We start from the raw sequence: 10342 nt of genomic DNA, 5'->3' as shown, positions 1-10342 counted from the left end.
GCCCGGTCCCATTCCGAACCCGGAAGCTAAGACCCACAGCGCCGATGGTACTGCACCCGGGAGGGTGTGGGAGAGTAGGTCACCGCCGGACATAAATTAAACACGGTCGAGAGCCCCCAACCACACGGTTGGGGCTCTCCCGCATTTAAACCCAAACCACAAAACCCGCCAAACCACAAAACCCTCCCCCACCTCCCGCACCGAAACGACCCACCCTCCCTCACCTCCCGCAGGGAAACGACCCGCCCTCCCTCACCTCCCGCAGGGAAACGACCCACCCTCCCGCAGATTCCGCACCGGAACCCCGGACGCTCCCTCGGCCCCTGCACCTCCCGGCGCCGGCCCGACAAGATCTCAGGGAGCGTCGACCCGGAACCTGCGGAACGTGAGGGAGCGTCAGCTGGTGGCCCGATTTCACCCCCGAAAGCGGCCGATTCGGGTGATTTTCCCCAAAAAAGGCCGAAAACACGCGGAATTTGCGGTCTCTGCCCTGCCAAGCTGGTAAGTTTTCGAACAGTGACTTGTACGCACGCCGTGTGCAGGCTCCAGAAATCATGACCGTCCAGGAGGACATAAATGGCTAAGAACCGTAGTGAACTTGTTGCAGAGGTAGCAGGCAAGGCCGGCACCAGCCAGGCAGCCGTCAACTCCGTGCTCGATGCACTGTTCGAGGTTTTCGAGACCTCTGTCGCCGCGGGCGAAAAGATCACGATCCCGGGCTGGCTCGCAGTTGAGCGCACCGACCGTGCGGCCCGCACCGGCCGCAACCCGCAGACCGGCGAAACCATCCAGATCGCCGCCGGCCACAGCGTCAAGCTGACCGCCGGCTCCAAGCTGAAAGCTGCAGTGGCCAAGAAGAAGTAGTCTTCTTCCCGGATGCTTGAAAGGAGCGGCAACCCCAGGGTTGCCGCTCCTTTCGCATCGAGCGGCATTGCAACCGGTGCGACCCGCCGTCTATGCCGATTCGGCGTGCAGGCAGGCGTAGCGGACAATGGACTTGTGCCTTCAGCAGCAGAATCCTCTTCCCCAGCCGCAGCGCCAAACCCCAGCGGGGGTGCGCGGGGCCCTGTTGCCGGCCCGGCCGGGATCACCCGCCCCTGGCAGCTCGCCGGCCTTGCCGCGCTGTTTCTGGGACTTGCAGCGGCCCTGCTCTTCTCCGGCGCCGCAGCCGCCCGTGGCGTCTCGGACCCCGGCGCCCTGGTCCGCTGGGGATTGCCGGTGAGCAAAGCGATCCACAACGTCTCCCTGGCCACCGTGATCGGCGGCCTGATTTTCGCCGTCGCCATCCTGCCGCGGACCCTGAACGGCTCGCGGTCCAAAGACCGGGACGCTTCGGAGCATCCGGCCTTCACCCGTGCGTTGGCTATCTCCGCGGCCGCCGGCGCCGCTTGGACACTCTCCGCGATCGCCGTGCTGGTCCTGGGGTACGCGGACATCGCCGGTCAAGGGATATCCGGCGACCCCGAGTTCACCCGGTCCCTGGTCTACTTCATGACGGATATCGAGACCGGCCGGGCCTGGCTGACTGTGGTCATCATCGCTGCCGTGGTCACCACCGCACTCTTCGGGGTCCGCTCCCGCGGCGCACTGGCAGCAACCCTGCTGCTCTCGCTGATGGGGCTGGTACCCGCGGCGCTGATCGGCCACTCGTCCAGCTCCAGCGACCACGAAGGTGCGATCAACTCCCTCGGCCTTCACCTGGTGGGAGTATCGGCATGGGTCGGCGGCATCATCATGCTCGCGCTTCTCTCCGGGACCCTCACCGGCACTGGGGCCGGCGCCGGCGCCAGCGCCAGCGCCGGGTCCAGCGCCAGGTCCGGCACCCTCACCAAGGCCGCAGGCAACCCTGACATCACGGAACCGACGCTCCGCCGGTTCTCCGCCCTGGCCGGCTTCGCCTTTGCCCTGGTCTTCGCCTCCGGCGTGGTCAATGCCAGCATCCGCGTCACCAATTGGGGGGACCTCTTCGGCTCGTCCTACGGGCAGCTGATCCTGGCCAAGGCCGCCGCGACCCTGGTGCTTGGCGGCATCGGCCTGATGCACCGCCGCTGGGTCATTCCGCAGCTGGGTGACCGCGCAGTGGGCAGATCCGCGCGCAGGCTGCTGTGGCAGCTGGTGCTCGCGGAACTGATCATCATGGGGGCGACGTCGGGTATCGCCGTCGCGCTCGGCCGCTCCGCCCCGCCGAAACCCACGACCTTCGCCCCCGACGCTTCCCCGGCCTTCATCCTGTCCGGCTACGACCTGCCGCCTGAACTGACACCCGATCGGTGGCTTACCGAATGGCGCCTCGACTGGCTCTGGGTCGCCGTCGCTCTCTTTGGCCTCGTGGCCTATTTCCTCGGCATCCGGAAGGTCCTGAAGCGCGGGGACTCCTGGTCCTGGTTCCGGTCCATCAACTGGGTGATCGGTCTCGTTCTCCTGACCTACGTGACGTCCGGCCCGCCGTCGGTCTATGGCCGTGTGCTGTTCTCGGCGCACATGGTGGACCACATGGCGCTGACCATGGTGGCCCCGCTCTTCCTCGTGCTGGGAGCCCCCGTCACCCTGGCGTTGCGGGCGCTGACGCCGCGGCGGGACAGTTCCCGCGGGCCGCGTGAATGGCTGCTGATCTTCGTGCACTCGAAGTTCTCCCAGCTCGTGACGCACCCGTTGTTCGCCGCGGCCAACTTCGCCGGCTCGATCGTCCTCTTCTACTACTCGGACGCGTTCGGTTACGCGATGCGGGACCATGTGGGCCACGAGCTGATGAACCTGCACTTCGCCCTCACCGGCTACATCTTCGTGCTGACCATGATCGGCACCGATCCGCTGCCGCGCCGCGCGCCCTACCCCATGCGGCTGCTGCTCCTGCTGGCCACGATGGGCTTCCACGCCTTCTTCGGCGTCGCGATCATGGGCGGGACCGGGCTGCTTGCCGCGGACTACTTCGGCAACCTCGGCCGGACCTGGGGCCCCTCGGCCCTGTTGGACCAGCAAATGGGCGGCGCCGTGGCCTGGGGCATCGGCGAAGTGCCCACACTGCTGGTGGCGATCGGCGTCGCCGTCATGTGGTCCCGTTCGGATGCGCGCGAGTCCAAACGCACCGACCGGGCGGCGGACAGGAATAACGACGCCGATCTCACTGCTTACAACGATATGTTTGCCAAGCTGGCGGAGCGTGATGCCAGGCTGGACGAACGCAACTCAAAGCTGGAAGGACGCTGATGAGCGAAACCGTACGCACCCACCTCCGGGTCCGGGCCTCCGAACTGGTCGGCCGCAACTGGCTGAACACCGGCGGCCAGTCCTTGGACCTCGAATCCCTGCGCGGCAAGATTGTGCTGCTGGATTTCTGGACGTTCTGCTGCATCAACTGCCTGCATGTGCTGGACGAACTCCGCCCGCTCGAACAGCAGTACTCGGACGTCCTGGTGACCGTCGGCGTGCACTCGCCCAAGTTCGAGCACGAGGCCGATCCGGTGGCGCTGGCCGCGGCCGTGGAACGCTACGAGATCCGCCACCCGGTCCTGGACGATCCCGAGCTGGACACCTGGAAGGCATACACCGCCCGTGCGTGGCCCACCCTGGTGGTCATCGACCCCGAGGGCTACATCGTGGCCCACCTCTCCGGTGAAGGCCACGCGGACGGCCTCGCCGTGCTCATCCCCGAACTGATCGCCGAGCACGAGGCCAAGGGCACCCTGCACCGCGGCGACGGCCCCTATGTGGCTCCGGAGCCGACGTCGGGCACCCTGCGGTTCCCGGGCAAGGCCCTGTACCTCCCCGCCGGACGCGGTATCGGAACCGCGCCCGACGCCGGTTCCTGGCTCGTCACGGACACCGGCCACCACCGCCTGGTGGAACTGTCGACCGACTTCCAGACAGTCCTTGGGACCTACGGCGCCGGCGAAAAAGGCCATGCCGACGGCAACGCCGCCACCGCCCGGTTCAACGAGCCGCAGGGCCTTCTGCTGCTCCCGGAGGACGTCGCGGCGGAAACCGGCTACGACGTCGTCATTGCCGACTCGGTGAACCACCGGCTGCGCGGGCTATCGCTCGCCGTCGGAACCGTCAGCACCCTCGCCGGCAACGGGATCCAGCGGCTGCTCGAGACCGGCCCGGCCCGGGTGGATGAAGAGGGCGCCGCCTTCGGCGCCCGGCTCGAAGCCGATCCGCTCTCGGTGTCGCTGAGCTCCCCCTGGGACGTCGTGTGGTCCGGCAGGCTCAACGCCGTGCTGGTCGCGATGGCCGGCGTGCACCAGATCTTCAGCTTCGACCCCGTTTCCGGCGCCGTGGCCATCATTGCCGGCAACGGGCTCGAGGGACTGCTGGACGGCCCGGCCACCGAAGCCTGGTTCGCCCAGCCCTCCGGCCTCGCCGAGGACGCCGCCGGCAACATCTGGGTCGCTGATTCCGAGACCTCGGCCCTGCGCAAGCTGGTGATCGGCGACGCCGGGAGCATCGCCGTGGAAACAGCCGTGGGCAAGGGGCTGTTCGACTTCGGTTTCCGCGACGGCCCGGCCGCTGAGGCCCGGCTGCAGCACCCACTCGGCGTCACCGTGCTGCCCGACGGCTCGGTGGCGATCGCCGACACCTACAACGGGGCCGTGCGCCGCTACGACCCCGCCTCAGGCACCGTCTCCACCCTGGCGCGCGGGCTGTCCGAACCCTCCGACGTGATTGTGGACCACACGCACGTTGCCGGTTCGGAGCCGCTGCTGGTGGTAGTCGAGGCGAACAAGCACCAGCTGGTCTACGTGCCGATCCCGAAGGAAGCGCAACAGGTGGACGAGGGCGCGGCGCAGACCCACCGGCCCAAGAGCCCAGTGGCCCCGGGCCTGCTCGAGCTCACGGTCCGCTTCACCGCGCCGACCGGGCAGAAACTGGACGACCGCTGGGGCGATCCCACCCAGCTGAAGATCTCCTCGACCCCGCCGGGGCTGCTGCTGGCCGGCGGCGGAACCTCGGTGGGCCTGCTCCGCACGCTGGAGCTCGCCGCCGACATCCCCGAGGGCGTGCTGCACATCACCGCCCGCGCCGCGGCCTGCGACGGCCCCGAAGACGCGGACGGCGAGATCCCGGACCACGCCGCCTGCCACCTGTACCAGCAGGACTGGGGCATCCCGGTGCTGCTGGCGGCCGACGGCGACACGGAGCTGGTGCTGGACCTGCGCGGCATGGACTGACTTCGGGGCGGCTGGCGGCTGTTGTCCGTGACCGGAGCGTCACGCGCAGCAGCCTTTTGGCTTCAGGCGGGCCCGGCGGCCTGCCTCGGCACGCTTGGGGATCGACGACGCCGCGCTGGGCGCCACCACGGTGAGTGCACCGGCGCTGCCGGAGTCAAGAGTGTGCCGGGCGTGACGCCCGCCATGAAACCGGCCACGCAGCAGCCCCGGCGGTTCAGTAGCTCAGCGGTTCAGTAGCTCAGGAGCGGCGTGAGCTTGATGGTGTCCGCCTCGATGTCCAGGCGGGTCGTGAAGCTGAAATCGTGGACCGCATTGAGGTCGGTGAGGGCGCCGGTGAACAGGTCTACCTGCCGGGCCTTGATCCGCGCCTTGCCGTCCAGCGGTGCCACCACCCAGCGTCCGCCGAAGGGTTCAATCCGGACGGGGGGGTATTGGGTGATGCTCCAGTCGATGGTCCCGTCGATCACGCGGTTGTTCGTGGCGTGGTAGAACGGGCAGTCGGGCTGGAGTTTTTGCTGTTTGCCAGCCTCGGCGGCACAGGAATCGAGGAACTCCTTGACCTTGCCGCTCACGGCATCCTTCAGCGCGGGAGTGGCTTCGGTCAGGAGGTTCAGCGGTGCCGCGGGCGCCTCCCTGCTGGACAGCGTGGCCCGGGTGGGCGGCGCGGAGAAATACTGCCCGTTGAGGGTGGCCTCGTACTCGCCCGGGTAGAAAACCGCGAAGGAGTTGCGGCCGTTGGGCATGTTCACCGGCACGCCGTTGAGGGTGGCCTCGCTGGAATTGACCACGGTGACGTCCAGCACCGGAAGCGCGGCCGGGACGAAGGACCACTTGTGGAAGAACAGCCATTCCGTGCTGGAGCGCTCGAGCAGGAAATCGGTGTGCAGCCGGCTGCCGTCAATCGTGTAGTCAACCGGGACCATGACCTGGTTCCCGCCCCGTTCCACCGCGGCGCCGAACTCCACGCCCGTGGTCCGTGCCGCGGCCGTCTGCAGCGCCGTTCCGTCGAGCATGGCGGCGTTGCTCTGCGGCACCGAGGCATGCAGCAGGCCGAGTGCTTTCTCACCCTCGCCCTTCTGCAAAGCGTCAAAATACTCGCGCACGGGCTGCTGCGGGCTCGCGATGGAGTCGTTCACCAGGTTGACGGCGACGATGCCCGCGGCCACGGCAAGCATCAGGCCCAGCAGCCACCCTGCTGCGGTCCTGACCAACGACTGACTCATTTGCACGTACCTTACGTTACCTGCACGCCGCAGGATTACCGCTGTCACGGGCGCCCCTTGACATGCGGTACCGCGGCCGGACCGGGCCCGACGCCGTGGCTCACGCGGGCTGGCAGCCGGCGGTCCCGGCTCCCGCAGGGGTTCGCCGCCCCGGGGACCTAACGGCGGCGGCGCTTGGGGGCGGTGCCGAAGACCCCGCGGAGCAGCTCCCTGCCGAGCTGGGTACCCAGCGAACGGGCCATGCTCTTGAGGCCGCCACCGAGGGCACCCCCCAGGATGCCGGCGAGGTCGCCGACCATGCTTCCGTTGTCCTGCTGGGACTGCCGCGGGGCGGCACGCTCGGGTTCCCTGGCCCTCTCGGGGGCCGGTGCGGGCCGGCTGCTGGGGCGGCCCAGAATCTCTTCCTCGATCCGTCGGGCGTCGGCGTCGACGTCGTTCGGGTCAAAGGCGCCGCCGCCCTGCGCAACGGAACGCCCCGCAGCGGATCGCTCCGCAGCGGCCGGACCGGCGTCGTCGTGACCCGCCTTGCCGGTGATCTTCTCGTAGGCGGACACGTTGTCCACGGCCGTGCCGTACTTGGGGAGCAGGGCGGAGCCGGCCACGGTGCTTGAGACCAGGGCTGCGGCGCTGGGGCCCATGACCGATTCCGGGGCCCGCAGCCGGGTCAGCGCCACGGGGGTCGGTGCGCCCTCCTCATTCATGACCGTGATGACGGCCTCGCCGATTCCCGCCGAGGTGAGCGTCTCCTCGAGGTCGTAGTCGCTGATCGGGAAGGTCGAAATCGTTGCCTTCAGGGCCTTGGCGTCCTCGGGGGTGTACGCGCGCAAGGCGTGCTGCACCCGGTTGGCGAGCTGGCCCAGCACATCGGCCGGGACGTCTTTGGGAGTCTGGGTGACGAAGAAGATGCCCACCCCCTTGGACCGGATGAGCCGCACGGTGGTGGTGATGGCGTCCAGGAAGGCCCTCGAGGCGCCGTTGAACAGCAGGTGTGCCTCGTCCAGGAAGAACACGAGCTTGGGCTTGTCCAGGTCGCCGGCCTCCGGGAGTTCCTCGAAGAGGTCTGCGAGCAGCCACATCAGGAAGGTCGAGAACAGCACCGGCCTGGTCTGCAGCGTGGGCAGTTCAAGGCAACTCACGACGCCGCGGCCGTCCGGGGCGGTGCGCAGCAGTTCGGCGGTGTCGAACTCGGGTTCGCCGAAGAACTTCTCCATGCCCTGCGCGTCGAGCGTGATCAGTTCGCGGAGGATGACGCCGGCGGTGGCCTTGGAGAGGCCGCCGAGTTCCTCGAGCTCGTCCTTTCCCTCGTCCGAGGTGAGGAATTGGATGACGGCGCGCAGGTCCTTCAGGTCGATCAGTTCCAGGTTGTTCGTGTCCGCGAAGTGGAAGACCAGCTGCAGGCTGGATTCCTGGGTCTCGTTGAGCTCCATGATGCGGGAGAGCAGGATGGGGCCGAAGGACGTGATGGTGGCGCGGACCGGAATGCCGTTGCCGTCGCCGCCGAGGGCCAGGAATTCCACCGGGAACGTCTTGCCGGACCACGGCTGGCCGATGCTTTCCGTGCGCGTGAGGAGCTTTTCGCTGCCGGTGGCGGCCGTGGCCAGCCCCGAGAGGTCGCCCTTGATGTCCGCCAGGAACACCGGCACCCCCGCAGCGGAAAGCTGCTCGGCCATCATGTGCAGGGTGACCGTCTTGCCGGTGCCGGTGGCTCCGGCCACCAGTCCGTGCCTGTTCATCATGGCCAGCGGCAGCCGGACGGGCGCCTCTTTGTGGAGCTCGCCGTCGATAATCGCGGCTCCCAGCTCGATCGTGGGACCCTCGAGGGTGTACCCCTTCTGGATCGTGGCGACTTTATCTGCAGTGGACTTGATAGCCATGCCGCTAGCATAGCCGGGTCCGGGGACGCCGGACCCGGGCGCGGCTGCCGATATTCGGCGAGTTTAGTCCGGGATTCGTCCAAGGCCCGGCGTAGACTGCGGCATGGCCACATCAATGTTGAAGACGGTACTGACAGTTGTCACCACGTTGGGTCTTGTCCTCCTGGGCAGCGGCCCGGCGACGGCGGCCCCCGCCCGCTCCTCCGACCCCGTGGGCATCGACGTGTCCTGGCCGCAATGCGGCAAAACCCTTCCCAAGCAGCCGGCGTTCGCGATCGTCGGCGTCAACAACGGCCTCGCCAACACCACGAACCCATGCCTGGCGTCGGAGCTGGCATGGGCCAACACGGCAAAGTCGCCCGCCGTGACGTCACAACCGAGAGTCGCGCTCTACGTCAACACCGCCAACCCCGGTCTGCAGGGATCCTGGTGGCCCACCTCGAACACGTACGGGGGCACGGCAGTCGCCAACCCCTATGGGACGTGCACTAGTGCCGCCCAGGACTTCAAGGCGTGTTCCTACATGTACGGCTACGCGAAGGCCTACGACGACGCCAATCTGCGCGGGGTGAGCAACCCGGCGTCGTATCTCTGGTGGCTTGACGTGGAAACAGGAAACACCTGGCAGTCCGACAAGGCGGCCAACGTCGCCGACCTTGAGGGCATGACCGCCTACTTCGGGAGCATCGGTGCCCCGGTGGGCCTGTACTCAACCGGCTTACAGTGGGGGCAGATTGCCGGTTCCGTCCCGTCCAGCAGCCCGCTGGCCGGATTGCCCAGCTGGCTTGCCGGGGCGCGGTCATTGTCCGGAGCCAAGTCAAACTGCTCGCTGCCCGGGCTGACCCCGCGCAGCATCGTGGCCGTGACGCAATATGTCTCCGCAGGGCTCGACTACGACTTCGCGTGCCCCTAAGGGCCGATGCCCTCTACGGGTGCCGCCACGAGGCCGGCCGGAAACGAAATAACAGCGCAGAAATAACCCGGGCACCGCCGTCGTTGACCACAGTGTGCCCGCGCCGGATTCGGTGCGGGGCCTGACTGACTCTTGACGCACTGCTCCGCTACGAAAGGCCGGCTTTTCCGTGACTGTTCCGCTTTCCATCCTTGACCTGGCAACCATCGGGAAGGGACAGACGGCGGCGGAGAGCCTTGCCGGAAGCGTGGCCATGGCGCAGAGCGCCGAGAGGCTTGGCTACCGCCGCATCTGGTACGCCGAGCACCACAACATGTCCGCCATCGCCTCCTCCGCCACCAGCGTGCTGATCGCCCACATCGCCGCCCACACGGAGACCATCCGCCTCGGCGCCGGCGGCGTCATGCTGCCCAACCACTCGCCCCTGACCATCGCCGAGCAGTTCGGGACCCTGGAAACCCTGCACCCGGGACGGATCGACCTGGGCGTGGGCCGTGCTCCCGGCAGCGACCAGAACACGATGCGGGCGCTGCGCCGCGATCCGATGTCATCGGACAGCTTCCCGCAGGACGTGCTGGAGCTCCAGGGCTACCTGACGGGTCCCACCCGGATCCCGGGCGTGGAGGCGGTCCCGGGCAAGGGCACCAACGTGCCCCTTTACATCCTGGGCTCCTCGCTTTTCGGCGCCAGGCTCGCCGCCCAGCTGGGCCTGCCGTATGCCTTCGCCTCGCACTTCGCACCGAACGCGCTGCAGGACGCCGTCTCCCTGTACCGCCGGGAGTTCAAGCCGTCCGCGCAACTGGATGCCCCGCACGTCATCGCCGGGGTCAACGTGATCGCCGCGGACTCGGCCGCGGAGGCGCAGGCAATCTTCCAGGACACCAAGCGCGCCCGGATTTCGCTGTTCTTCGGCAACGGCCGCGTGTTCAGCGACGACGAGGCGGACATGATCCTGGATTCCCCGCAGGGCCAGCACACGGCGCAGATGATGAGGTACTCCGCCGTCGGTACCCCCGACGCCGTGATCGAGTACCTGGATGAGTTCACCGCCCACGCCGACGCCGACGAGCTGATCGTGGCGCACCAGAGCACCGGCACCGGAGCGCGGCTGCGCTCCGTGGAGCTGCTGGCGCGGGCCGCCGGGCTGGTGCGGGCGTAGCAGGG

7 protein-coding genes and 1 rRNA gene are annotated in these 10342 nt (G+C 68.0%); 6 read left to right on the top strand and 2 right to left on the bottom strand.

Features of this window, described 5'->3' with window-relative positions; translation table 11 throughout:
* The 4 genes from rrf to J9611_RS16105 all read left to right on the top strand — a co-directional run.
* A 5S ribosomal RNA gene (gene rrf, locus J9611_RS16120) occupies positions 1–91 on the top strand; the annotation flags it as partial.
* A 485-nt stretch (positions 92–576) separates the two neighbouring features.
* Entirely contained in the window at positions 577–864 is a 288-nt protein-coding gene (locus J9611_RS16115; protein ID WP_011776355.1) for an HU family DNA-binding protein, read from the top strand.
* A gap of 135 nt (positions 865–999) precedes the next feature.
* Positions 1000–3207: a bifunctional copper resistance protein CopD/cytochrome c oxidase assembly protein gene (locus J9611_RS16110; RefSeq protein ID WP_211881580.1), complete on the top strand. Its 2208-nt coding sequence runs from the start codon at positions 1000–1002 to the stop codon at positions 3205–3207.
* Positions 3207–5168 carry an NHL domain-containing thioredoxin family protein gene (locus J9611_RS16105; RefSeq protein WP_211881579.1) on the top strand — a complete coding sequence of 654 codons (1962 nt, stop codon included), beginning with the start codon at positions 3207–3209 and terminating at the stop codon, positions 5166–5168. Before J9611_RS16110 ends, J9611_RS16105 begins: the two co-directional genes overlap by 1 nt.
* A 230-nt stretch (positions 5169–5398) precedes the next feature.
* Here the strand turns inward: J9611_RS16105 and J9611_RS16100 are convergent, their stop codons facing one another.
* Both J9611_RS16100 and J9611_RS16095 read right to left on the bottom strand, forming a co-directional pair.
* Entirely contained in the window at positions 5399–6391 is a 993-nt protein-coding gene (locus J9611_RS16100; RefSeq protein ID WP_211881578.1) for a hypothetical protein, read from the bottom strand.
* 158 nt (positions 6392–6549) lie between these two features.
* On the bottom strand, positions 6550–8265 hold the full coding sequence (locus J9611_RS16095; protein WP_211881577.1) for a helicase HerA-like domain-containing protein: 1716 nt from the start codon (positions 8263–8265) through the stop codon (positions 6550–6552).
* 103 nt (positions 8266–8368) lie between these two features.
* On the opposite strand from J9611_RS16095, the gene J9611_RS16090 reads away from it, so the two are divergent.
* Positions 8369–9178 (top strand): glycoside hydrolase family 25 domain-containing protein, encoded by an 810-nt coding sequence (locus J9611_RS16090; RefSeq protein WP_211881576.1) that lies wholly within the window; start codon positions 8369–8371, stop codon positions 9176–9178.
* A 169-nt stretch (positions 9179–9347) separates the two neighbouring features.
* Positions 9348–10337 carry an LLM class flavin-dependent oxidoreductase gene (locus tag J9611_RS16085; protein WP_211881575.1) on the top strand — a complete coding sequence of 330 codons (990 nt, stop codon included), beginning with the start codon at positions 9348–9350 and terminating at the stop codon, positions 10335–10337.
* The last annotated feature ends 5 nt before the right edge of the window (positions 10338–10342 follow it).

The sequence above is a fragment of the Pseudarthrobacter albicanus genome, assembly GCF_018224015.1.
GTDB lineage: Bacteria > Actinomycetota > Actinomycetes > Actinomycetales > Micrococcaceae > Arthrobacter > Arthrobacter albicanus.
The sequence above is the reverse complement of the archived record's forward strand: the minus strand, read 5'-3'. Positions and strand labels throughout refer to the sequence as shown.

Coding starts and splice junctions, on each gene's coding strand:
- J9611_RS16095 (WP_211881577.1), bottom strand. CDS start 8,265: ATGGCTATCAAGTCCACTGCAGATAAAGTCGCCACGATCCAGAAGGGG.
- J9611_RS16100 (WP_211881578.1), bottom strand. CDS start 6,391: ATGAGTCAGTCGTTGGTCAGGACCGCAGCAGGGTGGCTGCTGGGCCTG.
- J9611_RS16090 (WP_211881576.1), top strand. CDS start 8,369: ATGGCCACATCAATGTTGAAGACGGTACTGACAGTTGTCACCACGTTG.
- J9611_RS16115 (WP_011776355.1), top strand. CDS start 577: ATGGCTAAGAACCGTAGTGAACTTGTTGCAGAGGTAGCAGGCAAGGCC.
- J9611_RS16105 (WP_211881579.1), top strand. CDS start 3,207: ATGAGCGAAACCGTACGCACCCACCTCCGGGTCCGGGCCTCCGAACTG.